We start from the raw sequence: 24,824 nt of genomic DNA, 5'->3' as shown, positions 1-24,824 counted from the left end.
CGTTGCCGGAGCCGGCTGGCCGTCCGGAGCGCCGCGGTTCCAGGGGCAGGGCATGATGCCTTCCGAAAACCGCTCCACACATTTCTGGATCATGCTCCAGCCACTCAGGTGCCTCCATGCGTCACCAGCACGCCGTCATCCATCACCGTGGGCTCGACTTCTGGTCGGCGCGCGCGGCGGTGCTCGTGATCATCTGCCTGCAGCTGCTGGTCATCAACAACCTGTCCTTCGGTCCGCGCTGGCTGGCACCAACAATCGAAGCCGCACTCCTCATGCCCTTGTCGGTGGCAACGGCCTGGACGCAGATGCAGACGCAAAAGGCCGTGGACCATGAGCATTGGTACACGATCGGTCGATTGCGCCTCTACATCCGCCGCACGGCATTGGTGATGACCGGCGTCATCAGCATCATGAATTGCGGATCGCTGGTCTTCCTGGTGCGGGCGCTGCTGGAAGGGCATGCTGGCGCCGGCACCACGCTGCTCGTCGATGCGCTCAACATCTGGGTCACCAATGTGATTGTCTTTGCGCTGTGGTTCTGGAGCACCGACCGCGGCGGTCCGCCGACCTGCGGCCTCGTCAAGCGCGCGCAGGCCGACTTCCTGTTCCCGCAAATGACGTTGCCCGATCGCGAGATACAGGGGTGGCTGCCGGGCTTCGTCGACTATGTCTTCCTGGCCTTCACCAACGCCACGGCGTTCTCGCCGACCGACACTCTGCCGCTCACGCAGCGCGCGAAGCTCCTGATGATGGCCGAAGCGATGATCTCGCTGCTGACGATCGCGCTGGTGGCGGCGCGGGCGGTCAACATTTTGGCGTAGCTGCTGCCCGCTCGCCCTGGATCTCGATAGCGTTTTCCGAGTTCAGTGGCTGCGCTGCCAGCGCATGCCGGCCAGTCGTGGATCGGAAAAGGCGGCGCGTGAGAATTCCAGCCTCTTCTCCGGGAATTCGCTGATCGCCTGCAGGCCGAAGGAGCCGATCCGGATGCGCCAGGTCTGCGGCTCCAGCGGTCTGGCCTTGGCAAAGCCCTTGCAGGTCAGCAGGGCGATGTTGGCGCCTTTCGGATCGCGCACCGAGCGATAGCGGATCGCCTGCATTTCGGCTTCGCGCGCGACATCGGCGATCGCCTGGCAGGCGGTGTAATCGGTGGGCTGGGTCCAGGCCTTCTCGTCGCGATCGAGCGGCGGCCGCGTCAGGTCGATCGCGCGGTCGCATTTTATCGCGGCGGCGAAGGCCGTGTATTCCGCGGCGTCGTTCGGCCATGGCGTCGCCGGCGATTCCGCGAAGAACAGCAAGCGATAGAAGGCCATTTCCGCCACTGCCGTCAGCACCGTCTCGGCCGCATAGTAAACACCTTTGGTTTTGCCGGCGCGGCGGAAGCGCGAGCCGTATGGATAGACCGACCCATAGCGAAAAGGCGTCGCCAGAAGGTAGTGGAGGTGGCGGCATTCCAGCGGGATATGCGGCTTGGTGTCCTCGATGAGGTCTTCCAGCAGCGACTGCTCGTCGAGCGTGTCGACGAGCTTGAGGGTCGAGACGCGGTGCTGCGCCTCGACCATGCGCCAGTACTTGCCTTCGAGCCTGACGGCCTCAGACGAGAGCGCGCCGGGAGTCCAGGTAGGCAATGACATCGACAAGTCCGGCAATCGTCAGGATTTTTTCGAGCGGCGTGCCGTCGAGCGTGGTGTTGGGGTTCTTCAGCCACGCCCGGGCAACGGTCTCGTCTCCGCCGACGATAGCGTCGAGCGAGCGGAACAGGCGGACGAACAGCACCGCCAGCTCGAACGGCTTGGTGCCGCGTTCAAGCAGGAATTCCTGCCGGCGCATGCGCGAGATCGTTGCCTCCGACACACCGATGACCAAAGCGAGCGTCCTTGCGGTGATGTCGAGCATGTCGGCCGCGCGCAGCGTGGCTTTGGTGATGACGGCGTTTTCGGCCGCCGCCGCGGCCGCGACTGGACGTTGCATGAGCGCACCCTTTCATTTCTGTAGAAAATATAGTCCACAAAAATTCATCTGGAAAGGGTGGGCGCCGGATTTCGACGGGTTGTCAGTCTTTCTTGTAGAGCAGCCAGCCTTTGCCGGCCCGGCTGGTCGTGGCCGAGTGCCTTGTCACGCGGTTGCGGCCGGCGACCTTGGAGCGATAAAGCGCGCGGTCCGCCTTGGTGTAGAGATCTTCCGGATTTTCCGCCTCCGAGGCCATGCAGATGCCCAGCGATATGGTGACGGTGCCGTAGTTCATGCCGGTCTGGCTGCTGGTGAACGGCGTCTGCTCGATCAGCACACGGATACGCTCGGCGATTTCGTATGTGGCTTCCTCGCTGGCGCCCTCGACGATAAGCGCGAATTCCTCGCCACCGGTGCGTGCGACGAACATGTCGGAACGGACGCTGGACTGGAAGATCTCGGCGATGATCTGCAGGATCCTGTCGCCGATCGGATGGCCGTAGCGATCGTTTATGTCCTTGAAATGATCAATATCGGCAAGGATCAAGGCGTTGAACAGGATGCCGCGATTGCTGTTGTAGATTCGGGTGATCTCCTTGTCGAAGGCGCGCCGATTCCACAGCTGCGTAAGGGGGTCGGTGTCGGCAAGCCGCTTGTATTCCTCAAGCTTCGACTTGACGCTTTCAAGCTCGGCCGTCTTTTCGCTGAGCGTGCTGGCGATCTGGCGGCCATGGTCGATCGTCGAACTGGTGGCGACAGACATCGCGCCGGCGATCTTCTGGAGGATTTCCTGGGAGAGCAGGCTGCGGTTGCTCAGGCCGATCGAGGTCTCGTCGAGGATACGGCCATATTTCTCGATATGCGAGCGCTCGCTGCGCAACAGCGCGGCGATTTCCTCGAGCTCGTTGGCGACCACCTCGCGGGCGTGCTCGACGATGGCCGGACCGTGATGCTGGGGGAAGAAGGTGCGCCCGATGCCGTCGAGATCCTCCTGGGTCGGGCGGTTGCTCAACGAGACGACGGCAAGGCTGAGCTCATGATTGCTGCCGCTCAGCGCCTCATAGAAGATTTCGTAATTGCGCGGCAGGCCGAGCACGCCGAGCTGGCGCATCGTCGCCACGACGGTGCTGGCGATGTCGGGATTCCTGTCAGTCGGAATGGCTGCCGGTTGCATATCGTCTTCACTGCCCCTTCAGTGCGACCGGAGACCTGCCACCGCCGGGTGTCGCGCACGCGGGGATTTGAATCGGAATTGCGAATGCGCGTCCCCTCACGACCTCCGCTTGTGGGAATCATAGATGCAGTTGCGCTAAAGTTTCCTTAATGGCCCGCATTTCCTCGATATCTCTGCTACCGCAGGATGCAATGCCGTGCAGGTCCAGCTTTTGAAACGCGCCGCTTCGGTGTCGCATTTGCCTGCGCCCCGACATTTCAAACCTGAAATTCTGTCCGGCAGTGGATCGGCAGATGGTCGAAGGAGGCCCGAATGGACGGCAATCACAGCGGATCGTGCCTGTGCGGTGCGGTGCGTTTCAGGACAAGCGGGCCGTTGCGCGGCGTCGTCTATTGCCACTGCTCGCAATGCCGTCGGCAAACCGGCCATTTCGTCGCGGCAACCGCCTCCAAGGACGCCGATATCGTCATAGAGGGCGCCGACTCGCTCAATTGGTACGGCGCGTCCGACGTGGCGAAACGCGGCTTCTGCCGCACTTGCGGCTCGCTGCTCTTCTGGAAACACAATGAACTGGACACGATCTCCATCATGGCCGGGTCCTTCGAGCGGCCGAGCGGTCTCTCCGCGGAAAGCCACATCTTCGTCGGCGACAAGGGCGACTACTATTCGATCGACGACGGGTTGCCGCAATTCGAGAAGTCGACGCCGTCGATAAAGGTGGCGGACGGATGATTTTTGCCGCGGCTGCCTTATTCCCTTGATCCGGCCGTTGCGATATCCCCCTGACGGTTACTCGAAACGGGGCTAGGCATGCAGCGGCTGATCGACGCTTTCATCAATTCAGTGCGGGCCTTCCGCAAGCTTGCCGCGCACGAAAAGGCGTTCCAGCAGGAGTTGATGCTGCTTGCGCTCGCCCTGCCTGCAGGCTGGTTCATCTCGGTCTCCTGGCGCGGCTACGCCCTGCTGATCGGCGCCGTGCTGCTCCTGATCATGGTCGAAGTGCTCAATACCGGCATCGAGGCGGCCTGTGACGCGATCTCGCGCGAATTCCACATCGAGATCCAGCTCGCCAAGGATTGCGGTTCGCTTGCCGTGCTGATTTCGATCGTGATCGCCGGCGGCGTCTGGGGCATCGCCTTGATCGAGCGCCTGACCGGCGCGCCGATCTGATCGCGCGATCGATCACGATCCCGCCTGGTCTTCCCTGGCGCGCTCGCGCTTTGCGAAGTGATGGCCTACCAACCATGCGGCAATGGCGATAACGATGCCGACGCCGAGGGCGATGAGCAGGCGCTCATGGCGTGCAAACGCCTGGCCCACCATTTCCTCCGCGCCAAGGCCGAAGACATAGCCGATGCCGCTGAACAGGGTCGCCCAGACCGCGGACGAGATGGCATTCAGGATAACGAAACGCGGCACGGACACGGTCGACAGGCCGGCGGCGATGCCGCCGACCAGGCGCATGCCGTAGATGTAGCGGTTGGTCAGCACGAAGATGTTGGGATGGGTGTTCAGCAGGCGGTAGGCGCGGCTGAAGCCCGGACGCCTGCGCAACCTTCTCACATAGCGATGTTCAGCGAAGCTGCGCCCCAAGGTGAAGAAGAAGGTGTCGCCGGCGAAGGCCCCGAGAAAGGCGGCGAGGAAAGTCTGCCACAGGACGAAAACATGCTGATGGGCGAAGAAGCCGCCGAGGATCGCGGCGCTTTCGCCTTCGGCAACGCAGCCCAGGAAGACCGCGATAAGCCCGTACTGCTCGATGAGATGGTGGATGGTCTCGCTCATTCCGCTGCGGGCCGCGCCGACAGTTTTTCGTCGATGCGCCTGATCTGCTCGGCCATGCGCAGGATTTCGTCGCGCATGCCGATGATCTCGCTGTGGCGCAGCTCGTCGAGCTTCTCATGCAGGGCCATGATCTCGATCTCGGCCTTCAGATTGACCTCGTAATCATGCGCCGCGTCGATGCGGTCTCGCTCGGTCTGGCGGTTCTGCGACATCATGATCACCGGCGCCTGGATCGCCGCGAGCATCGACAGCACGAGGTTGAGGAAGATGAAGGGGTAGGGGTCGAAGGCGTCGCGTGTGAGCAGCCAGGCATTGCCGGCAGTCCACAGAGCGAGAAAAGCCAGGAAGCCTAGGATGAAGGACCAGGAACCGCCGATCCTGGCGATCGTGTCGGCGACGCGGTCGCCATAGGTCTCGTGGAAGGCGACCGCCTTGTTGGTGTCGCGCGTGATCGTGGTGCGCTCGAGCGTCGATTGCAGCACGCGGCTCTCGAGCGGACCGAAACCATCCGGCTTTCGCTTGAGCAAACGGTTCGCCATGTCCTCGACGATCTTGTTCATTGGTCCTCTCCTTCGCCCGGCATCGATAGACGTAGAGGCTGCCGGGCCGGACGTGAAGTGCTAGATTGAGGCGAACAGGCGGGGACGAAGATGCTCGATTTCCAGAAAATCCATGCACGGGCGGCAAAGCGAAAGGGCGGGGAGGCGGCGCTCGCTCCGCTGCTCGGCCCCAAGCCCGACAATGCGGCGGTGGCGAAAATTCCAGACGATCGCATTCTCTCCACCATGGCCGAGCGCATCTTCGCCGCCGGTTTCGTGTGGCGGGTCATTGAGCAGAAATGGCCGGGTTTCGAGGCGGCGTTCCTCGGCTTCGAGCCGAAGCGGCTTCTGTTCCAGCCCGACGATTTCTGGCACGAGCTGGCATCCGACAGCCGCATTGTGCGCAACCCGCAGAAGATCAAGTCGGTGCGCGACAATGCTGCCTTCGTCGATCGCGTCTCGAAGGAACATGGCAGCTTCGGCAAATTCATCGCCGCCTGGCCGGCAGACGATCAGGTCGGCCTGACCGCCTATCTCGCCAAACATGGCAGCCGGCTCGGCGGCAATACCGGCCAGTATTTCCTGCGCTGGCTGGAATGGGACACGTTCGTCGTCTCGTCGGACATGGCGGCGGCGCTGCGCGACGCCGGTCTCGACATCGCCGAGAACCCGACCTCGAAGCGGGACCTCGACAAGATCCAGGCGCAGATCAACCAATGGTCGGCCGAGACCGGGCTGCCGCGCCGCCACATCTCGCGCATCCTTGCGATGTCGATCGGCGAGAACCACTCGGCAGAGGCGCTGCGCGAATATATGGGCGACTAGGTCACTCGGACCGATCGGCCCTGCCGATCAGCCCTATTTGGTACAACCAAACGCCATTGCGGGGCGATTTCAGCCACGCTACATCCGTTCCATGACCAAGACCGCTCCCGACATCCTGCGCATCGCCGTCGCCCAGCTCAACCCGACCGTCGGCGATGTCGCCGGCAATCTGGCAAAAGCACGCGAGGCGAGGGCGGATGCGGCCCGGCAAGGCGCCGATCTGGTGCTCTATACCGAGCTCTTCCTCGCCGGTTACCCGCCGGAAGACCTGGTGCTCAAGCCCTCGTTCCTGAAGGCATGCGAGAAGGCCGCTCAGGATTTCGCCAAGGACACCGCCGATGGCGGGCCCGGCGTCATCATCGGCACGCCGCTGAAGCGCAAAAGCGGCACGCACAACTCCATTGTCTTCGCCGACGGCGGCAAGATCATCGCCGAACGCTACAAGCTCGATCTGCCCAACTATGGTGAGTTCGACGAGAAGCGCGTCTTCCAGGCCGGGCCGGAACTGCAGGGTCCGGTCAATTTTCGCGGCGTGCGCATCGGCATTCCGATCTGCGAGGACATCTGGGGCGATATCGCCGTCTGCGAGACGCTGGCCGAAAGCGGCGCCGAGATTCTTTTGGTGCCGAACGGCTCGCCCTATTACCGCGCCAAGATCGACGTCCGCCACCAGATTGTCATCCGTCAGGTCATCGAAACAGGCCTGCCGATGATCTACGCCAACCAGCTCGGCGGCCAGGACGAGCTGATCTTTGACGGCGCGTCGTTTGCCATCGGCGCCGACAAGACGCTTGCGTTCCAGATGAGCCAGTTCGAGGAGGCGGTCGCCGTCACCACCTGGAAGCGAAGCCGCGTCGCCGCAGGCGCGCAAAATGGAAATAATTCCGATCATTGGGTCTGCTCGGAAGGTCCGATGTCGAAGATCCCGGAGCGGGAAGAGGCGGACTACCGAGCCTGCATGCTCGGCCTGCGCGACTACGTCAACAAGAACGGCTTCAAGAATGTCGTCCTCGGCCTCTCCGGCGGCATCGACTCGGCGATCTGCGCGGCTTTGGCCGTCGATGCGCTTGGCGAGGAGCGGCTGCGCACCGTCATGATGCCCTACCGCTATACGTCGAAGGATTCGCTGAAAGACGCCGAGGACTGCGCGCGCGCGCTTGGCTGCCGCTACGACATCGTGCCGATCTCAGAGCCGGTCGAAGGCTTCAGGCACGCGCTGACCCAGCTCTTCGAAGGCACCCAGGAAGGCATCACCGAGGAGAACCTGCAGAGCCGTGCGCGCGGCACGATCCTGATGGCGATCTCCAACAAGTTCGGCTCGATGGTGGTCACCACGGGCAACAAGAGCGAGATGTCGGTCGGCTACGCCACGCTTTACGGCGACATGAATGGCGGCTTCAATCCGATCAAGGATCTCTACAAGATGCAGGTCTATGCGCTGTCGCGCTGGCGCAATTCGCATGTGCCGCCGGGCGCGCTCGGGCCGTCGGGGGAGGTCATCCCGAAGAACATCATCGACAAGGCGCCGTCGGCGGAGCTGCGCGAGAACCAGACCGACCAGGATTCGCTGCCGCCCTATCCGGTGCTGGACGACATCCTGGAATGCCTGGTGGAGAACGAGATGAGCGTCGACGACATCGTCGCGCGCGGCCACGACCGCGCGACGGTGACACGTGTCGAGCACCTGCTCTACATCGCCGAATACAAGCGCCGTCAGGCGGCGCCCGGCGTGAAGATCACCAAGAAGAATTTCGGCCGCGACCGTCGCTATCCGATCACCAACCGGTTCCGGGACCGCGGCTAGCCTTCGCATGCACGACGTTGAAATCAGTTTCGACCTGTCGCGGATCGATTTCCGCGTGACCTCCGATCTGCTCATGCAAAGCTATTGGGGTGCGTCCCGCACCGACGAGGCCAACCGCCGCGCCTTCGACAACTCGCTTTGCGTCGGCGCCTATCTTGACGGCGAGCAGGTCGGCTTCGCCCGCGCGATCACCGATTACACGGTCTTTGCCTATCTTGCCGACGTCATCGTCTGGCCGGAGCGTCGTGGGCATGGCATCGGCAAGCGGCTTGTGCAGGCGCTCCTCGATCATCCCGATATGAAGACCGTTTCTCATTGGAGCCTGACGACCAGCGACGCACACGGCCTCTACCAGAAGTTCGGCTTCCGGGCGGAAGGACGTTACATGCGACTGGATCGCTCACCCGCTGCTTAAGACCGGCCACAACCCGCCGTTGTTGCAAATTCGTCTCAGTGCTTGGACCAGATGGCGTTTTAGCGATAGGCCGGCTTGGCGACCGGCTGATGTCTCCCTATAACCACGTCTCCGCGATTCCCTTCCGGGAGGACCGTATGGCAGGATTTGACATCGTTATGCGAGGCCGCGAAGCCTAGGTCGGCTCAGGCTTTCCGAAGCTTTTTCGGAGAGCCAGGCGCAGGACGGGCATTTGCCGCTGCCGGCCGCCGCCTCAGGGCAGGCGGCCCACCATACTGAAACCTCCCGCTGTTTTTGAGGCGCCGCAGGGCGCGGATGCGGGTTTCCCAATTCGATTTTACCGGGGCCGGGCTCGTTTGCGCCCGGATGACATCATGGCTCGTTTCAAGATCGACCTGCGCGCCAGCGCCTTCCGCAGCGTGCTTGGTTTTACGTTCAGCCACTGGCGGCGCCAGCCGTGGCGGCTTTCGCTCATCATGGGCGCATTCCTGCTCTCGACTCTGGCCGATGTGGCGACTCCCTTCTATTCCGGCCGCCTGGTCGATGCGGTCGCCAGCGGCGCCGGAACCGACGAAGTCGCCTGGAATGCGGCGATGGTGGCGTTCTCGATCCTTATGGCGCTGGCGCTGGCAGGCGTCGTGCTGCGCAACGCCGCCTTCCTGTGGATCGTCGAACTGACGCTGAAGATGATGTCGGACATTGCCGCCGATGCCTTCCATCGCGTGCAACGCTTCTCGACGGACTGGCACGCCAACAGCTTTGCCGGATCGACGGTGCGCAAGATAACGCGCGGCATGTGGGCCCTGGACCTGCTCAACGACACGATCCTGATCGCCCTTCTGCCGTCGGTTGTCATGCTTGTCGGATCGACGCTGCTGCTCGGCTGGTTCTGGCCGCTGATGGGAGCCGTGGTGGCGGCCGGCTCGGTGCTGTTCATCGCCGTCACGGCGATGCTGTCGCTCGGCTATGTCGCGCCCGCCGCGCGGCTCGCCAACAGCTGGGATACGCGCCTCGGCGGCGCGCTGGCGGACGCGGTGAGCTGCAACGCCGTGGTCAAGGGGTTCGGCGCGGAGACCCGCGAGGAGGCGCGGCTGGCGCGCGTCGTCGCCAAATGGCGCCTGCGCACGGGCCGCACCTGGATGCGCGGCACCGCCAACGGCACTACGCAAGGGATGCTGCTGCTGGTGATGCGGGCGGCGGTCATCGGTCTTGCCCTCATGCTCTGGGCCTGGGGCCAGGCGAGCGCCGGCGATGTCGCCTTCGTGCTCACCTCGTTCTTCGTGCTGCAGGGCTATCTGCGCGACATCGGCACGCATATCCGCAACCTGCAGCGCTCGATCAACGACATGGAGGAACTGGTCGACTTCCAGTCCGAGCCGCTCGGCATCGAGGACCGGCCCGGCGCCAGGCCTATCCGGATCACCGATGGACGTATCGCTTTCGACAAGGTGACGTTCCACTACGGCAATCACCTTCTGCCGCTCTATCGCGATTTCTCGGTCGATATCGCGGCGGGCGAACGCATCGGGCTGGTCGGGCATTCGGGTTCGGGCAAGACGACTTTCGTCAAGCTGATCCAGCGGCTCTACGACGTGAATGCCGGGCGGATCCTGATCGACGGGCAGGATATCTCGCAGGTCGAGCAGGCCTCGCTGCGCAGCCAGATCGCCATCGTCCAGCAGGAGCCGATCCTGTTCCACCGGTCGCTTGCCGAGAACATCGCCTATGCCAGGCCCGGCGCCAGCCAGGCCGAGATCGAGCATGCGGCCAAACTCGCCAGCGCGCATGATTTCATCACCAACCTGCCCAAGGGCTATGGAACCCTGGTCGGCGAGCGTGGCGTAAAGCTGTCGGGCGGCGAGCGCCAGCGTGTGGCGATCGCCCGCGCCTTTCTGGCCGACGCACGCATTCTGATCCTGGACGAGGCGACGTCGAGCCTCGATTCGGAGTCGGAAGTGCTGATCCAGAAGGCGATGGAGCGACTGATGGTAGGGCGCACGACGCTGGTGATCGCGCACCGGCTTTCGACGGTGCGAGCGCTCGACCGGCTACTGGTCTTCGATCGCGGGCGTATTGCCGAGGAAGGTTCGCATGACGAGCTGATCCGGCTGAACGGCGGCATCTACCGGCGGCTGTTCGAGCGTCAGGCGCTCGAATTGACCAAGGGCCTCGTTGCCTGAGGAAAGGACTGCGCCCGGCGCCGGCCGGGCGCAGTCAGCCGCAACGCGGCCGGTGGTTGAGCCCGCTACCGGCGAGCCGAGCGCCCATGCCAGGCAATCCGCAGGAAACCGCGCTGACCTTGTGGCCAGCACGCCTGGGGACGCTCCTCCGACCCCTTGCTGCCGGCACCGGATCGTCCGGGCAATCCGCCTGCAAGCCCGCAGTTGCAACCGCTCTCCCGCTATGCGGTCAGAGCGATGAAACATGTTGTTCAAATTACTTTATATCTATCTAATATTTAGGAATTTCTATTTTAGATTTTATGTATGTTCATAGCCTTACGCAATTGTATTGATGTATTTACAGAAAAGAAAATCGAGTGTGGCAGAATAAGACCTGTTGGAGACTTTTTGCGGGAAGCCGACCGGATGGAGATTTTAGTGGGAAAAACGGCCGCCTTCAGCGCTTTCGTATAGGCTTCACGATGAATCCTGTTTTCGCAAAAGCGGGCCTGGGCAAGGTGGCCGGCCCGTCGGCGCCGGAATCCCATGGCTCGGTTCGGCCGCTGGCCGCCGAGGATCTCGAGCACGTCGCCGCGCTCTTCCTGATGAAGTTTCGCCATCCTCGTCGCCAGCGCGATCGCGCGATCGCGCGGACAGCGGACTATATGAGGGGGCTTTACCTTGACGGGCATGAGAGCAAGGCTCTTGTCCAGATCGACCCGCAGGGCCGATTGGGCGGCTTCATGGGCGTTCTGAAAGCCCGCTATGAGCTCAACGGACGGGCGTTGAACGCCGCAATCATCGGTCCATTCATGACCGACTCCAGCATCGATCACGGCTGGGCCGGGCCGCAATTGCTGCGCGCCCTGCATCAAGGCGAATTCGACCTGTATCTGACCGATTCCGCCAACCGGACATCCTTGGCCTTCGCGCGTCCGATGAAGTATCAGCTCCTGCCGGTGCATTGTCTGGAATGGACCTGTGTTTTCCGGCCGGGCGCCATGGCCGCCGCGATGCTGCGCCGCAAATGGCCGGGGCTGCCTCGTCTTGCGCTCGATCCCTTCGCGGGAGCATTTGACGCGCTTGCACGAAGAAGGTTCGAGCCGCCGGGCCAGCACTCGTCAAGCCCACGGATCCACCGGGAGCCGATCGATGCGGCGCGGTTTGCGGAGCGGCTGCCCGTCCTGATGGCGGATTATTCCCTGCGTCCGAGCTGGAGGGATGGTGAGTTGACGCGGTTGCTCGCGCTGGCGGCTGAGAAGCAGGCCGACGGGCCGCTTCATTTCGGTGGGATTTACGACGAAGCCGGCAGGATGCTGGGGTGCTATGCCTTCTACGGCCAGGCCGGCGCCATCGCGAATCTGTTGCAAATCCAGGCGTCTGGACCTTATTGGGGGGCAACACTGGATGCTCTCATCGCGGCGGCGAGGGATTTGGGCTGCGTGGGCATTACCGGCCAGACCCAGAGCAGGTTCATGCCGCAACTCTTCGGCTACAAGAATGTCTACTTCCACTATGCCGGGGGTACGATGGTGCGTTCACGCATAGCCGAGGTCACGGAAGCGGTCCGCTCCGGCGACATCTTCATCGGCGGGTTGATGGGCGATCGTTGGACCCGACTCAGTTCCGATGATTTCGGCCGCGTCTGACGATTTCCTGGAGTTGCTTTGAATCAGGCGAACTTGCGCGGCGCGGCGCAGAAGTCGGCAATGATCTGGCAAAGGTCGGGTTCGTTGACCATGCGGACGGCTTCGTTCGGGCCGACCCATTTGCGCGTGCGCGCGCGCTTCTCTTTCCAGCGATCCGCGACACGGTCGACATGCAGCGGAAAGACCAACACCTCGCAAGGCACTTCCTCGCCCGAAGCGAGAACCTTGGCATAGAAATAGCGGCCAACTTCGAGATGCGAGACGGTGCCGCGCAGTCCGGCTTCTTCGCCGGCTTCGCGGGCGGCGGCCTCGCAAAGCGGTTCCCTGGCCTCCGGCCAACCCTTGGGCAGCACCCAACGCCCGGTGTCGCGACTGGTGATCAGCATGATCTCGACGCCGTTCTCATTCTCGCGCCAGGGCAAGGCGGCGACCTGCAGGCGACAAGGCGCGACGCCGAAGAGCCGCCGGACTCTTTCGGCCATCTGGTTGTGCGTCGTCGGCCTCGTCAACATGGTAAGAAGCTGCCCCCAGCCTCCAGAATCGTTTGCCATCTTACGAATCTTACGGCGAAATATGGGGTTTAAAAGTAAAAAACTTCACTCCGTCGGAAAACCTCACCAGAAAAAGTCAATCTCGCAAAGTAGTCGGGCCTGTCAGCGCGGCTCCGCGATGCGGGTTTGAGTGAGTTCTCTGGAAGATGTGGTGGCCGGTCAGCCAGCGTGATCGTCCGCGATCGGCTTCTGGTAAGTGAAGCCCATGTCCCAGGGAAAGTATATCCAGGTGTCCTGGCTGACCTCGGTGACGAATGTATCGACCAGCGGGCGGCCCTTCGGCTTGGCATAGACGGTCGCGAAATGCGCCTTCGGCATCATGGCGCGCACAATGCCGGCCGTCTTGCCGGTATCGGTCAGGTCGTCGATGATGAGCACACCGGCGCCGTCATCGGCAAGCAGCGAAGGCGAAATCTCTTTCAGGACCTGCAGCTGACCCTGGCTGGTGTAGTCATGATAGGAGGCGACGCACACCGTCTCGATGACGCGGATGCCGAGCTCGCGCGCGATGATGGCGGCCGGCACCAGCCCGCCGCGGGTGATGCAGACGATCGCTTTCCATTGTCCCTTGCTGGCGCCGGAAAGACGCCAGGAAAGCGCGCGGGCGTCGCGGTGGAACTGGTCCCACGAGACGGGAAAAGCTTTTTCAGGAAGGGACATCGTTCGCGCACTCCGCAAGGCGCGCCCTCGGCGCGCAGAAACACTGGAATGCAGGCGGAATTAGCCGGAAAGCGCCGGGCTTGGCAAGGGGAGGGCCGGCGAGGACTGTGGACTCTAAAGCGCGTCGCGCCGGGATGGAAGCGAGGCGTCCTGGCCGACACAGGTCGTGATCTCGAAACTGCTCGACTTCGAGCCCCCTACACTCACCGCGACAGGAAAGCCGCCACATTCGCCGTGCGCAGCACCGTGCGGGTGACGCCGCCGAACAGAAGCTGGCGCAGCCATGAGTGGCTGTAGGCGCCGAGCACCAGAAGATCGGCGCCGGACTCGGTTATCCGCGACTGGATGATATCGTCGACCGAGGAGCCGTCCGATTTCTGGACGCAGACGCTGACATTGGCGCCGTGACGCGACAGCGCCGCGGCGATCTCGGCGCCGGCGGCTTCCGGGGCTTCATCCAGCGTCTCCGGCGGGTCGATGACGAGAATGTCCGTCTTGTCGGCCTCGGCGATGAAGGGCAGGGCATCGAAAGCGGCGCGGGCCGCTTCCTTGCTGCCGTTCCAGGCAAGCAGCACGCGCCTGAAGGTGGTGACCAGCGGCCCGGCATGGGGCACGACCAGCACAGGCCGGCCGGCATCGTAGACCAGCGTGTCGACATCGGCGCTCGGGTCGCCGCCGGTATCGCGCTGCGCTGCGATGATCAGATCGGCGGCGCGCACGCTCGATATGCCGGTCAGCGCGCTGTCGCCGGAGAAGCTTTCCAGGCTCCGCCACTCGAAGGAAAGGCCGGATTCCTCGATCCGCTTCAGGAAATAGGCCTGCAATTTGCCGGCACGTTCCTTGTTCATCTCGGCCGAAACCTGGAGGAATTCGGTATCCGGAAAGCCGGTGGCCGATGTGTAGGGCACGGGAAGCGCCTCGGCATGGATGCCGACGAGATGGCTCTCGAACCTCTCGGCAAGCGGAAGGGCGCAATCGAGGACGCGCTCGGCGTCCTGTTCGTTCTGCAAGATGGCGACGATTGTCTTGAAGCGCATGACCGGTCCCTCAATTGTTTGCGCTACGCATGCGCGCGGCAGGGGAACGCCTCAGCGCGTTGACTGGTTCCAGCCGAACGCCGGTCAGCCTGCGTCGGCGAGGCCCGCCACCATCGCCTCGACATCCTTGCGCGCGGCCTCGAGCGCTTCCTCGCTGCGGGCTCGCACGACGAGTTCGGTCCAGAACTTGCCGTCGCCATATTTGGGATAGGAGCCGATGATCGTGTCGGGATGCGCCTTCTGGATCTCGGCCAGCGGCCCGCCGATCAAGCCTTCGCCGAAGGGACAGTGCACCGTGGCCGACAGCATCTTCGTGCCGGCCTTGAGCGTCGGCACGACATTGTCGAGCATGGCCTGGAAGATCGACGGCACACCCGCCATGACATGCACATTGCCGATGCGGAAGCCCGGCGCGACGGAGACGGGATTGTCGATATGGTCGGCGCCGCGCGGCATGCGCGCCATGCGCTTGCGCGCTTCGGTGAATTCGATGCCTCGACCGGCATAGCTCGCTTCGAGCAGGGCGTAGGCCTTGGCGTCGTATTCGCAGGGGACGCCGAAGGCCTTGGCGATCGAGTCGGCAGTGATGTCGTCATGCGTGGGGCCGATGCCGCCGGTGGTGAAGACGTAGGTGTAGCGGGCGCGCACGGCATTCACCGCCGCGACGATCTCGTCCTCCTCGTCGGGGACGATGCGCACTTCCTTCAAGTCGATGCCGATCGCCGTCATGATGTCGGCGAGGTGGCCGATGTTCTTGTCCTTGGTGCGGCCGGAGAGGATCTCGTCGCCGATGACGAGCATGGCGGCGGTGACGATTTCAGGCATGGCGGGCTCCGGCGCAAAAGGTCGCCTGAGATAACGCGGCCGGCGGCCGGCCGCAATGCGAAACCCGGAATGTGTCGGATGCGCGCTTGTGGCGGCGGCCGTTGCGGATATGGTGCGGTCGGTCGGGGGCCGGGGGAAAACATGTCGATATCGATTGTCTCTTGGCTGCTTGCCGGCATGCTTGCCGCCGTTGTCCTTGCCGTGCTCGCCTTGATGCTTGCGACCTGGCGGATCGCGGCCAAGGCCGAGGGACTGGTGCCGCCCTGCGGCAAATTCGTCGAGATCGACGGCAACCGCATCCATTATGTGGAAGAAGGCGAGGGCAGGCCGATCGTCTTCGTGCATGGGCTGGGTGCCCAGCTCCACCATTTCCGTCACACGCTGTTCGGGCGCTTCGGTCCTGGTTACAGGCAGATCGCGCTCGACCGGCCGGGCTCCGGCTATTCGGTTCGGGCAAGGGGCGCGACCGGCCGGTTGCCCGAACAGGCCGACATCGTGCGGCGCTTCATCGAGGAATTGCGCCTGGAGCGGCCCCTTGTCGTCGGCCATTCGCTGGGCGGGGCCATCGCGCTTGCCCTGGCAACCGGGCATCCGACAGCGATTTCCGGCATTGCGCTGCTCTCGCCGTTGACGCATCTCGAAGCGAGGATACGTCAGCGGTTCGACCTGCTCTATGTTCCATCGCCGCTGCTGCGCCGCGTCCTGGCCTACACGGTGGCGATACCGCTCAGCCTTCGTTACGCGCAGCCGACGCTGAGGTTCATATTCGCGCCGCAAGCGGTTCCCGCGGACTACATGGTCGACGGTGGGGGATGGCTCGGCTTGCGTCCGTCGCACTATTTCGCCACCTCCACCGATGTCGTGGCGGTGGAGCAGGACCTTGGCGAAATCGAACGGCGTTACGGTGAGATAGCGATGCCGGCAGGCATCCTGTTCGGTACCGGCGATCAGGTGATCGGCGAGGCCGTTCATGGCGAGCCGATGCTGGACAAGATCGCAGGCCTCGACTTCGAACGGGTCGAAGGTCTTGGCCATATGCCGCAATTTGTGGAACCCGAACGGGTCGTGGCCTTCATCCAACGTGTCGCCGCGCGTGCCTTCGCCGGCCCGAAATGATTTCGGCGGGCGTCCCGTGGTCCCACGGGGCGCTCACGAGACGTCACATAAAAGTGTCGGACATTCTGTCCCACCCGGAATTTCCAATGGAACTTTAGCCCCCGCCGCACGGTTTCGTCAGTATCGCTGTGGGCTTCGGCCCCACGTATTTTTTGCGATCAAGAGAATGGAGAAATCCGATGCTTACAAGACTTATCGCAGCCTCGGCGCTGGTGCTGGCCATGGGGAGCGCGGCGATGGCACAGTCATCCGATGACTGGTGGTGGTGGCACCGCGACAATCGTCCCACGGCGAGCGAGCAGATAGACCCTTATACCACAGGCAGCATCAATGGTGGCTCTGGGCTGACCACCTACGGCAATACCGGCACCCTCGGCCCGTGCGCGGACACCACGCCTGGTCCGGATGCCAACTCGCAGCAGAACGTCAACGACCATTACTGCGGCAAATAGGACCGCATAGTCGCCGGCGGCCGGTATGAAGCCTTGGGCTTTGCCGGTCGCGGAGACGCCCCTTCCGAGTCCAGAGCGTTTCACCGTTCCGTGAAACGGTGAAACGCAGTTCCGGACGGAAGCCCGACCGCTCACACTTTCCTGGAATGCTAGTCGGATACTTCGGTCTGCGGGCGGTCACGGCCGTCGGCCAGTTCGTCGTGCCACTTTCCGTCGGCATCCTCGTACTGGATGCCGTCGGTAGTACCGGCGACCTGTTGCTCGGCCGAGGCGATTTCGGCGGCACGCAGCGCTTCCTGATGCGTTCGGAAAGTCTCAGAGAATGTCGAGCCGACCTTGTAGGCCCAGCCGCCATCATGCTCGACGATCTTGTAAGTCAGCTTCGCCATGGAATCCTCCGGTTAAGAAACCCGCTCAATGCAGTTTTCCGTCGGGCAGCCTGTCCTCGGGAACCAGCACTTCCGATTCCCTGGCCGCCTCGACGAGGGCGCGACGCGCGTCCGCTGTCGAACGATAACCTTCCAGCGCCTTGAGGCAAGTGTCGAGAGCATCACGATGGCGCTCGCCGCGATTGAGCGGCCAAACGGTCATCAGGCACTCCGCGGCCTCGCGGGTGCTGCGGATCTGGCGATATTTGCCGACATGGCCGAGCTCGACCACCACCGGCTTTTCAAAAGGCTTGTTGTCTATCATGGCCGCCAACGCAAAGCGGCCAAATTGGTTGCAGTTATGGCGAGGATCCTGCGCCCAAACGTCTCAGGACCTGCTGATTTTCCGGTTTCGTTTTGACGCAATTCCGGACGGAACCGCGTCGCACCTGTCCTGGAATACTCTAGCCTGCGGCCTTCATCCAATGCCGCATCGTCGTGACCGAACGTGCTAGTTGCGGCGCGGGATGGATCTCCTCGCCGAAGGCAGCCGCCGCTCGCCAGCCCCAGCGCGGGTCGGCAAGGAAGGCGCGCGCCAGTGCCACCATGTCGGCTCGGCCGCCGGCGACGATCGCCTCGGCCTGGCTCGGGTCGTCGATCAGCCCCACGGCGCGCGTCGGAATGCCGGCGCCTTTGCGCACGGCTTCCGCCAGATGCACCTGATAGCCGGGACCGGGCGGCACCCGCTGCAGGGGCGAATTGCCGCCGCTGGAGCAGCAGATATAGGCGATACCCTCGGCCTTCAGCGCCTTGGCCACCTCGATCGCATCCTCGACATCGAAACCGCCGTCGACCCATTCCTTCACCGAAAGGCGCGCGCCCAGCATCAAGGATGGAGCGGCTTTCCTCACCGCCCTGGCGATTTCGACCGCGAAGCGCATGCGGTTTTCCAGCGACCCGCCCCAGCGGTCCGTCCGCTGGTTGGAAAGCGGCGAGAGGAACTGGAAGATCAGATAGCCATGCGCGGCGTGCAGTTCGGCAAAGTCGAAGCCGGCGCGTTCGGCGCGCACGGCCGACTGCGCAAAACGCGCAATGAGCTCAAGAATCTCGCTATCCTCCAATGCGTGCGGCACATTCCAGCCCGTGTCGTAGGCGATGGCCGAGGCGGAAACCGTCTGCCACGGGTCTTCGCCAGGCTGCAGCGGACCGCCGCCTTCCCAGGGTTTGCGGTTGGAGGCCTTGCGACCGGCATGGGCCAGCTGGACGCCGAACTTCGTGCCGGGCGCGGCGACGCGCCTGGCGGCGTCGAGCGTGCGCTTGGCGGCCGCCTCGTTGTCGTCTGAATAGAGACCGAGGCAGCCGTGCGAGATGCGTCCGCGCCGCTCGACATCGGTCATCTCGACGGTCACCATGCCGGCGCCCGACATCGCCAGGTTCATCCAGTGATAGAGATGCCAGTCGCTGGCCGAGCCGTCCTCAGCCGAATATTGGCACATGGGAGCAACCGCGATGCGATTGGGGAAGGTGAGGCCTCCGAGGGTGATCGGCTGGAAAAGCGATGATTTCATGAAACGGGCTCCTGGCGAGATATCGCTATCTAGGCAGTCGCAGCGCCTCGTGCCAGACACGAGCCGGTGAAACTGTCGCTGGACCAGTCGGTTTCCAGGATTGCGCGGGAGCCGGTTCGCCGCTACCCCTTTGCCGCCAATACGGAGGTCGTCATGGAAGATCGTATTCGCATCCGCTCGGAGGAGATCCTTTCGGACGACTGGGCGGTGCTGAAGAAGACGGTGCTCGACTATCGCCGCCGCGACGGGCGATGGGAGACGCAGACCCGCCAGACCTATGATCGCGGCGACGGCGCGGTGATCCTGCCCTTCGACCCGCAGCGCTCCACCGTGCTGCTCGTGCGGCAGTTCCGTTTCCCGGCCTACGCCGTAGGCCATCGCGAGCCGCTGATCGAGGCCTGCGCCGGCCTGCTGGACGAAAACGACCCCGAAACCGCCATCCGCAAGGAAGCGGAAGAGGAACTGGGCTACCATTTGAAGGATGTCGAGCGGCTGTTTGCGCCGTTCATGAGCCCGGGCAGCGTGACGGAGCGGCTCTGGTTCTTCACCGCACGCTACTCGCCGGCCGACCGTATCTCCGACGGCGGCGGCTCGCCGGAGGAAGGCGAGGACATCGAGGTTCTGGAAATGCCGCTGGACGAGGCGCTGGCCGGCATCGCCGACGGCCGCATCGTCGACGCCAAGACGATCATCCTGATCCAGCACTTGAAGCTCAACCCGATCACGGCTTGAGCTGCACATCGCTGATGGTGGTCGAGAACGGCGCCCGCACTCGCAGTTAGGCCCGTTACGCGCATTCCGGCCAGGACGGCTGTCGAGCCGCCTTCAGAATGACACGGCGAAACAAGAACCTGCGTGGCCTGCACGCATTGGGGCCTTATCAGCGTCATCTATTGCCATGAGTGCCGTGACGCCGGCCGCGATGACCGTAACCTGCAATTCACCAATCACGCGCGACACCTGGGTAGCGCAAGGGGTAAGGCGTCCATTGCTGCCTACATCGGTGGATTGCGCACGCGATCTTCCAGGTCGCGCTGCTTTTCTTCGTTCGAGGCCAGCCGGTTGAAAGCATGTTCGGCAAGCATGGAGCCGACGAATATGATCAGGAGCGGCGCGGCCCACGTCCAGAAGGAATGCAAGGCGAAAAAGGCCAAGCCGGCGACAGCAGCCGAAACCGCAAAGATGGCGAGCCGGATCGTCTGGGCCATTGTTACTCCCTGTGCAAATAGCAGCGGCTACGGTGTCGCCTTGCCGATAAGCGGCCCGACAGTTCCGCGCTCTGTTGGGGTGCGTTGGGTTGAACCGCCGGGCCTAGCCGACTCGGGGTTGGGAGTCGGCCGATACGGAGGTTACATTAGCAAGGCTGCATGAAGATCACGGTTGGTTACATTCCACCGGTTGCGTAGTGTGTCAGTCTGGCACATCCTGCTCAGCATAGATCTTGCCTCGCCACCTCCGCGACGGAGGCGAGGCGATGATCCTTTCACGAGATCTGTACGATTCCGATATTACCTTTCATTGCCCCGAGTGCGGAAAAGCGGTGGTCCGAAAGGGATCGTGGTTCAAAAGCTCCAAAGTCTTCATCTGTGACAACTGCAACACGCAAACCCGCCTGACATACGGGCTCAAACTCGCGATCTTCGATGCGCACCTGCATCCCCCTGCCGCACCAAATCTGCCGGCATATGTAAGGCGAAAGACCAATGGTGAATAATATCGCTACCAGGCTGGATGGCTCGGATTGCTTGCGATCAATTCATGCCGGTGAAGTAGATGGATATGCCGGCGCCTATCGCTGCAAGGCCGATGATGAAGATCATGAAAGCTTCGAAACCAGTCCCGCCGTTGCCGATTCTGCCCATGGAACTCTCCCGCCCGTACAGCTGACTGGTTGCAACGTGCTTCCCGGAAAAAGGTTGCGGAACAATATGGTGCCGACGACGGAATCGAACCGTACGATCAGAGATCGAGGGATTTTAAGGTGACAAGCGTAGACACGTCGCGGCTACCCTCGCGCACCTGGTGGACGATCAGGCCGATCTTCCCTGCGAAATACTCCACTTCGTAGTCTTCGTCGGCCGACACCCGATCTCGATCGCGAAAGTCTCGCTTGTTCTTGTTGTCTATGATGTTTGTTCCCCTTGCGGGGCAAAAACCCCGGCATTACCGGGATGTTCCAGAGCTCGTTGCGCCTCGCGTCTCGTCACCCGCCGCCCTGTTGGGTGGGCAGCTTGGAGTTCCCAGACGAGTCTTTTTGAACGCCAGGAGATGGCCGGCTATCCGCCGGGGCGTTGCCTTGCCCCACATTCTGTTCCGGCGCGCGCTTTACATCCAACATCTGCCGAGAAGGGGCGAACAGGAAGAAGGCCAGCAAGCACAAGAACAGAACCAACGCCAGCGCGGCTCCCCAACCAACGATCCGCGATGTGCCTTTGCGCTCCTGCTTGCGAGACATGTCATTGGCCATTGCATTTCCTTGTTGTCGTTTGAAATCCCCATCTCTCCACGTCCGAACTGCGGATGCGTCGTGTTGTTCCAGCCGGGTAGAACCCTCGGCTAAAGGGATCGCCCATCAGATCGCCGCACCTGGACCTCATGCCCCAGCGCGGAACCATTGTGGCGGGGCCAAGTTTCCCCCGTCAGGATGTTTTACAATCACGAGTGACCAAATGGCGGCGCCACGCGCGGTATGGAAGGGCTTCCTCAAGGTCGGATCGGTGAGTTGCGGCGTGAAGCTGGTGGGCGCCACGACCGAAGCGGGCAAGGTCCACTTCAAGATCCTGAGCCGCCGCGACGGCCTGCCGGTCAAAAGCGCCTATGTCGACGAAGGAACCGGCGACATCGTGCCTTCGGAAGACCAAATCAAGGGCTACGAGGCCGAGAAGGGAGACTTCCTCGAAATTGAGCCGGACGAGATCAAGAAGCTCAAGCTGACGTCGCAGCATACGCTGGAGGTCGATGGCTTCGTCGCAATTGACGAGATCGACACGCGCTATCTGGAAAAGCCCTACTACGTCATTCCCGCCGATGGCGCCGCAACCGAGGCATTCAATGTGCTGCGCGAAGCCATGGCCAAGAAGAGGGTCGCGGCCCGGTCTTGTGTTGTGCTGTACCAGCGCGGCCGGGAAGTCATTATCCAGCCCTTCGGCAAAGGAATGCTCCTGACGGAGTTGCGCACCCACAACGAGATGGTTTCGGAAAAGAGCGCCTTCGGCGAATTCACATCTCCGAAGTTCGACAAGGATTTGCTCGAAATCGCCGAGCTGCTGATCGACAAGAAGGTCACGAAGTTCGACCCTTCCAAGTTCGAAGATACCTACGAGGATGCGCTGATTGCCATGATCGATGCCAAGCGCAAGGGCAAGAAACCGCCCAAGCCGGCGCCGAAACCCAAAGAGAACGTTGTGGATCTGGCTGCCGTGCTGAGGAGGAGCCTGGCCAAGGAAGGCATAAAGGATCGGCCAAAGGCCAAGCCGGCACGAAAGTCAGCGTAGCGGCCGCATCTCCGAGCGTGACAAACTCCCTGGTCCGATATCGCAGCCCGCGTTCCTGAAGAAATCGCCTGATCGGCGTAAAGCTGCGATCCGTGCAGATGTCGTCGGCGAGCGCGACTTGGTGCGGCATTTCACGATCATGACCGTTGGCGTAAGGATGCTGCCGGCTGCGCCTGACCATTAATGCTGGTTTCGCTGCCTGCCGAGGTGATAGAGGGGCGCCTAAAACTGAAGGCTCGGCCCTCAGCGGCCCGACAGTTCCGCGTTGGGGTGCGTTGGGTTGAACCGCCGGGCCTAACCGACTCGGGTAGGGTGGGAGTCGGCTAGGAGCTTAGGCTAAATTAGCATTTGCGCATAGATATAGCTTTTGATGCCTGTCCACTGATTTCAGTGAACTCGCCGGGCGAGGCCCCCAACAGACTGCCTCAAGCCCGACGAGCTGCCGGGGATCAAACCGGCTATTCCGCCTTGCAAGGCTGATGCCAGGATTTTGGCCCGAAGTGACACAGTGGGCGCAGCCCATTTCCGTAACGTTTGGTCAATGGATTCGTATTAGTACTCTCTAATGCGTTTCGCCCTGATGCTCTTTTGCTGGGCTGCACTCTTCGGCTGGGATTTGGCCGCCGACGATGGTCAATTCGTTCTTGCCATCGGCCATGGGGTTTTGAGGATCATCCGCATGACGGGGCTGGCCTAACGCAACCGAGGTGAGCGTCACTGCAGTTCCGGTTGCCTTGTGCGCAGACAGGCAACGTACGCCTGCAATGCGAACTGAGCGACGGCTAGCTGCTTCTCCAGGTCAGCTTCCTTATAGCAACTTCGAGGTGAATTTTGGGTGGCCAACCCCGCAAATTCTTGTTCCGGCTACCCAAACGGCTACCCGCGGCCGGTCTTTTTGGCATAGCCTACCGCAACGATAGAATGCAAATGTGGTGCGGACGACGGGAATCGAACCCGTACGATCAGTGATCGAGGGATTTTAAGTCCCTTGCGTCTACCAATTCCGCCACGTCCGCAGGCGTGCCCTTTTCAGATGCCTGATATGAGCCGTCAAGCGGTGTTTCCGATCGTCCGCAGTTGCGCGGGCAGCCATAGCGTAGATTTAACATTAGTGATGCTTAAAATGCCAGGTTCTCGGAACCGATCTCATTAGCCTTTGTCTGCGAGCATCGGGCCGGTTTTGATGGTGGAACCATGCGTGGGGCAAGCTGGATCAGGGGGCTCAGGGAGGCGGAGGCGCGGCAGTTGCGCTGCGAGATCGATCGGCTCGAACGAGGGCTGATCGAGGCCGCCAATTCGAAGGCCAAATGGAACCTGCACGAGGTCGCGCACACGTTGCGCTGGCAAAAGGCGCGGCTGCGGCGCCTGGAGGAGTGCCTCGCCGCGATGCCCGAGGGAAAGAGGGCCTCGGACCGATCCTGACCGGCCGGCCGTCGCAAGCATTCAGCCAAGCATGTCCGCCATATCCGCCGAGACGGGCAGGGCGCTTGGAAAGTGCGCGATCGCGGAATTACGATCTGCTAAAGAAACGCTATGTTTCGCAACGCGGCGGAGCGATCCGCCGAGGCCGGCGTCCACCAGGCCCCTACCCATTCCCCCGCCCCCTGCGGGCGCCGGCCACCGGAATTTCGAAAAATGACGCGGGAGAGGTCTTCCGCATCGCCGCGGCGCCGCAAGCCTTAGAATTTATAGCTGAAGTTCACGCCTAGCGTCTGCAGCTTCACGTCCTGGTCGCGCTCGGTAAAGGTGTCCGAAGCGTCGAAATGCTCCTTGCCGAAATCGTAGTAGCGGTATTGCGCGCCGACGACGACATTGTTGGTCAAGGCATAGTCGACGCCGGCGCCGATCGTCCAGCCGGTGCTGGTGCGGGTTCGCGCAAAGCTCGTGCCCGCCGCCTGCGAGCTCTCGATGCCGGCGAAAGCGATGCCGCCGATGCCATAGATCAGCACGCGATCCATGGCGTAGCCGGCCTTGGCGTCGATCGACCCGAACCATTTGATGGCGGAGCCGAACGTGTTTCCGGGACCGCCGGTGCCGTCGATCGAGGCGTAATTGAGATCGGCTTGGGCGCCGATCACGGCCTGGTCGAACTGCCAGAGCCCCGCGACATGGCCGCCTACGAAACCGCCGTCGATGTCGGGCTTAACTGAACCGCCGTCGACGGTGATATCGGACCGGCCCCAGCCGTAACCGGCCTGCATGCCGGCATAATAGCCGGTCCAGTCGAAGCCGGGCGCGGTCATCGGCAGATCACTACCCAAATCCGCCGCCCGGGCAGACCCGGACAGCAGGGCAAGAAGACCGGCACTGGCGAGCGTCAGTCGACGCATCGGGCGCTCCGAAATGGCGGTTTCGAAAGACTCCTGAGCGTAAACTAGCCCCATTCATCGCCAAACGGAATTGTATCTCTGCAACAGTGGTTTACGACCTGATGCTCTGGCTCCGGGCGCCGACAT

30 protein-coding genes and 1 tRNA gene are annotated in these 24,824 nt (G+C 62.6%); 13 read left to right on the top strand and 18 right to left on the bottom strand.

What is annotated here, in order from left to right; genetic code table 11:
• Positions 1–116: 116 nt before the first annotated feature.
• The gene (locus tag MJ8_RS18920; RefSeq protein WP_201410311.1) at positions 117–821 is read left to right on the top strand and encodes a hypothetical protein; all 705 of its coding nucleotides are present in this window, start codon (positions 117–119) and stop codon (positions 819–821) included.
• Between the two features lie 42 nt (positions 822–863).
• Here MJ8_RS18920 and MJ8_RS18915 read toward each other — a convergent pair whose 3' ends face one another.
• From MJ8_RS18915 to MJ8_RS18905, 3 genes are all read right to left on the bottom strand, one after another.
• Entirely contained in the window at positions 864–1,631 is a 768-nt protein-coding gene (locus tag MJ8_RS18915; protein ID WP_201410310.1) for an RES family NAD+ phosphorylase, read from the bottom strand.
• A complete protein-coding gene (locus MJ8_RS18910) occupies positions 1,591–1,968 on the bottom strand; it encodes an antitoxin Xre/MbcA/ParS toxin-binding domain-containing protein (protein WP_201410309.1) in 378 nt (125 codons plus the stop codon). Before MJ8_RS18910 ends, MJ8_RS18915 begins: the two co-directional genes overlap by 41 nt.
• Before the next feature lie 82 nt (positions 1,969–2,050).
• Entirely contained in the window at positions 2,051–3,121 is a 1,071-nt protein-coding gene (locus tag MJ8_RS18905) for a GGDEF domain-containing protein (RefSeq protein WP_201410308.1), read from the bottom strand.
• A 312-nt stretch (positions 3,122–3,433) separates the two neighbouring features.
• Between MJ8_RS18905 and MJ8_RS18900 the strand changes: the two genes are divergently transcribed.
• Both MJ8_RS18900 and MJ8_RS18895 read left to right on the top strand, forming a co-directional pair.
• Positions 3,434–3,853 (top strand): GFA family protein, encoded by a 420-nt coding sequence (locus MJ8_RS18900; protein WP_201410307.1) that lies wholly within the window; start codon positions 3,434–3,436, stop codon positions 3,851–3,853.
• Positions 3,854–3,931: 78 nt separating this feature from the next.
• Complete coding sequence (locus MJ8_RS18895; protein WP_201410306.1) at positions 3,932–4,291, top strand: diacylglycerol kinase; 360 nt, start codon at positions 3,932–3,934, stop codon at positions 4,289–4,291.
• A 12-nt stretch (positions 4,292–4,303) separates the two neighbouring features.
• On the opposite strand, the gene MJ8_RS18890 is transcribed toward MJ8_RS18895, so the two are convergent.
• Together MJ8_RS18890 and MJ8_RS18885 are read right to left on the bottom strand one after the other, a co-directional pair.
• A complete protein-coding gene (locus MJ8_RS18890; RefSeq protein WP_201410305.1) occupies positions 4,304–4,903 on the bottom strand; it encodes a DedA family protein in 600 nt (199 codons plus the stop codon).
• Positions 4,900–5,463 (bottom strand): DUF1003 domain-containing protein, encoded by a 564-nt coding sequence (locus MJ8_RS18885; RefSeq protein WP_201410304.1) that lies wholly within the window; start codon positions 5,461–5,463, stop codon positions 4,900–4,902. The genes MJ8_RS18890 and MJ8_RS18885 overlap by 4 nt, the downstream gene beginning before the upstream one ends.
• A gap of 90 nt (positions 5,464–5,553) precedes the next feature.
• On the opposite strand from MJ8_RS18885, the gene MJ8_RS18880 reads away from it, so the two are divergent.
• The 5 genes from MJ8_RS18880 to MJ8_RS18860 all read left to right on the top strand — a co-directional run bounded on the left by MJ8_RS18880 (position 5,554) and on the right by MJ8_RS18860 (position 12,297).
• On the top strand, positions 5,554–6,267 hold the full coding sequence (locus MJ8_RS18880; RefSeq protein ID WP_201410303.1) for a DNA-3-methyladenine glycosylase I: 714 nt from the start codon (positions 5,554–5,556) through the stop codon (positions 6,265–6,267).
• Between the two features lie 91 nt (positions 6,268–6,358).
• Complete coding sequence (locus MJ8_RS18875; RefSeq protein ID WP_201410302.1) at positions 6,359–8,071, top strand: NAD+ synthase; 1,713 nt, start codon at positions 6,359–6,361, stop codon at positions 8,069–8,071.
• 7 nt (positions 8,072–8,078) lie between these two features.
• Positions 8,079–8,486 carry a GNAT family N-acetyltransferase gene (locus tag MJ8_RS18870; RefSeq protein ID WP_201410301.1) on the top strand — a complete coding sequence of 136 codons (408 nt, stop codon included), beginning with the start codon at positions 8,079–8,081 and terminating at the stop codon, positions 8,484–8,486.
• A gap of 374 nt (positions 8,487–8,860) precedes the next feature.
• Complete coding sequence (locus MJ8_RS18865; RefSeq protein ID WP_201410300.1) at positions 8,861–10,666, top strand: ABC transporter ATP-binding protein; 1,806 nt, start codon at positions 8,861–8,863, stop codon at positions 10,664–10,666.
• 359 nt (positions 10,667–11,025) lie between these two features.
• Complete coding sequence (locus MJ8_RS18860) at positions 11,026–12,297, top strand: hypothetical protein (RefSeq protein WP_225247960.1); 1,272 nt, start codon at positions 11,026–11,028, stop codon at positions 12,295–12,297.
• A gap of 23 nt (positions 12,298–12,320) precedes the next feature.
• On the opposite strand, the gene MJ8_RS18855 is transcribed toward MJ8_RS18860, so the two are convergent.
• The 4 genes from MJ8_RS18855 to MJ8_RS18840 form a co-directional block, all read right to left on the bottom strand.
• On the bottom strand, positions 12,321–12,809 hold the full coding sequence (locus MJ8_RS18855) for an NUDIX hydrolase (RefSeq protein ID WP_201415491.1): 489 nt from the start codon (positions 12,807–12,809) through the stop codon (positions 12,321–12,323).
• 198 nt (positions 12,810–13,007) lie between these two features.
• Entirely contained in the window at positions 13,008–13,508 is a 501-nt protein-coding gene (gene gpt, locus MJ8_RS18850; protein WP_201410299.1) for a xanthine phosphoribosyltransferase, read from the bottom strand.
• 203 nt (positions 13,509–13,711) lie between these two features.
• On the bottom strand, positions 13,712–14,545 hold the full coding sequence (locus MJ8_RS18845; protein ID WP_201410298.1) for a universal stress protein: 834 nt from the start codon (positions 14,543–14,545) through the stop codon (positions 13,712–13,714).
• Positions 14,546–14,629: 84 nt separating this feature from the next.
• Positions 14,630–15,370 carry a competence/damage-inducible protein A gene (locus MJ8_RS18840; RefSeq protein WP_201410297.1) on the bottom strand — a complete coding sequence of 247 codons (741 nt, stop codon included), beginning with the start codon at positions 15,368–15,370 and terminating at the stop codon, positions 14,630–14,632.
• Positions 15,371–15,511: 141 nt separating this feature from the next.
• Between MJ8_RS18840 and MJ8_RS18835 the strand changes: the two genes are divergently transcribed.
• Together MJ8_RS18835 and MJ8_RS18830 are read left to right on the top strand one after the other, a co-directional pair.
• Complete coding sequence (locus MJ8_RS18835) at positions 15,512–16,486, top strand: alpha/beta fold hydrolase (RefSeq protein ID WP_201410296.1); 975 nt, start codon at positions 15,512–15,514, stop codon at positions 16,484–16,486.
• A gap of 179 nt (positions 16,487–16,665) precedes the next feature.
• The gene (locus tag MJ8_RS18830) at positions 16,666–16,938 is read left to right on the top strand and encodes a hypothetical protein (RefSeq protein ID WP_201410295.1); all 273 of its coding nucleotides are present in this window, start codon (positions 16,666–16,668) and stop codon (positions 16,936–16,938) included.
• Between the two features lie 149 nt (positions 16,939–17,087).
• On the opposite strand, the gene MJ8_RS18825 is transcribed toward MJ8_RS18830, so the two are convergent.
• From MJ8_RS18825 to MJ8_RS18815, 3 genes are all read right to left on the bottom strand, one after another.
• Positions 17,088–17,327: a DUF2188 domain-containing protein gene (locus MJ8_RS18825; protein ID WP_201410294.1), complete on the bottom strand. Its 240-nt coding sequence runs from the start codon at positions 17,325–17,327 to the stop codon at positions 17,088–17,090.
• Between the two features lie 25 nt (positions 17,328–17,352).
• Entirely contained in the window at positions 17,353–17,631 is a 279-nt protein-coding gene (locus tag MJ8_RS18820; RefSeq protein ID WP_201410293.1) for a DUF982 domain-containing protein, read from the bottom strand.
• 139 nt (positions 17,632–17,770) lie between these two features.
• A complete protein-coding gene (locus tag MJ8_RS18815) occupies positions 17,771–18,874 on the bottom strand; it encodes an NADH:flavin oxidoreductase/NADH oxidase (protein ID WP_201410292.1) in 1,104 nt (367 codons plus the stop codon).
• Between the two features lie 153 nt (positions 18,875–19,027).
• On the opposite strand from MJ8_RS18815, the gene MJ8_RS18810 reads away from it, so the two are divergent.
• The gene (locus tag MJ8_RS18810; RefSeq protein ID WP_201410291.1) at positions 19,028–19,606 is read left to right on the top strand and encodes an NUDIX domain-containing protein; all 579 of its coding nucleotides are present in this window, start codon (positions 19,028–19,030) and stop codon (positions 19,604–19,606) included.
• Positions 19,607–19,869: 263 nt separating this feature from the next.
• On the opposite strand, the gene MJ8_RS18805 is transcribed toward MJ8_RS18810, so the two are convergent.
• From MJ8_RS18805 to MJ8_RS18795, 3 genes are all read right to left on the bottom strand, one after another.
• A complete protein-coding gene (locus MJ8_RS18805) occupies positions 19,870–20,082 on the bottom strand; it encodes a hypothetical protein (protein ID WP_201410290.1) in 213 nt (70 codons plus the stop codon).
• A 751-nt stretch (positions 20,083–20,833) separates the two neighbouring features.
• Positions 20,834–20,959, bottom strand: coding sequence for a hypothetical protein (locus tag MJ8_RS18800; RefSeq protein WP_263649126.1), 126 nt, complete (start codon positions 20,957–20,959; stop codon positions 20,834–20,836).
• A 118-nt stretch (positions 20,960–21,077) separates the two neighbouring features.
• Positions 21,078–21,341: a hypothetical protein gene (locus MJ8_RS18795; protein WP_201410289.1), complete on the bottom strand. Its 264-nt coding sequence runs from the start codon at positions 21,339–21,341 to the stop codon at positions 21,078–21,080.
• Between MJ8_RS18795 and MJ8_RS18790 the strand changes: the two genes are divergently transcribed.
• On the top strand, positions 21,334–22,368 hold the full coding sequence (locus MJ8_RS18790; RefSeq protein WP_318528185.1) for a Ku protein: 1,035 nt from the start codon (positions 21,334–21,336) through the stop codon (positions 22,366–22,368). The two genes, MJ8_RS18795 and MJ8_RS18790, sit on opposite strands and share 8 nt — an antisense overlap.
• Positions 22,369–22,930: 562 nt before the next feature.
• On the opposite strand, the gene MJ8_RS18785 is transcribed toward MJ8_RS18790, so the two are convergent.
• Positions 22,931–23,086: a hypothetical protein gene (locus tag MJ8_RS18785; protein WP_201410288.1), complete on the bottom strand. Its 156-nt coding sequence runs from the start codon at positions 23,084–23,086 to the stop codon at positions 22,931–22,933.
• 212 nt (positions 23,087–23,298) lie between these two features.
• Positions 23,299–23,384, bottom strand: a tRNA-Leu gene (locus MJ8_RS18780).
• Between the two features lie 178 nt (positions 23,385–23,562).
• Here MJ8_RS18780 and MJ8_RS18775 point away from each other — a divergent pair.
• A complete protein-coding gene (locus MJ8_RS18775; RefSeq protein ID WP_201410287.1) occupies positions 23,563–23,790 on the top strand; it encodes a hypothetical protein in 228 nt (75 codons plus the stop codon).
• A gap of 257 nt (positions 23,791–24,047) precedes the next feature.
• Here MJ8_RS18775 and MJ8_RS18770 read toward each other — a convergent pair whose 3' ends face one another.
• Positions 24,048–24,698, bottom strand: coding sequence for an outer membrane protein (locus MJ8_RS18770; RefSeq protein WP_201410286.1), 651 nt, complete (start codon positions 24,696–24,698; stop codon positions 24,048–24,050).
• Positions 24,699–24,824 lie beyond the last annotated feature (126 nt).

This window comes from Mesorhizobium sp. J8 (assembly GCF_016591715.1).
Lineage (GTDB): Bacteria > Pseudomonadota > Alphaproteobacteria > Rhizobiales > Rhizobiaceae > Mesorhizobium.
The sequence above is the reverse complement of the archived record's forward strand: the minus strand, read 5'-3'. Positions and strand labels throughout refer to the sequence as shown.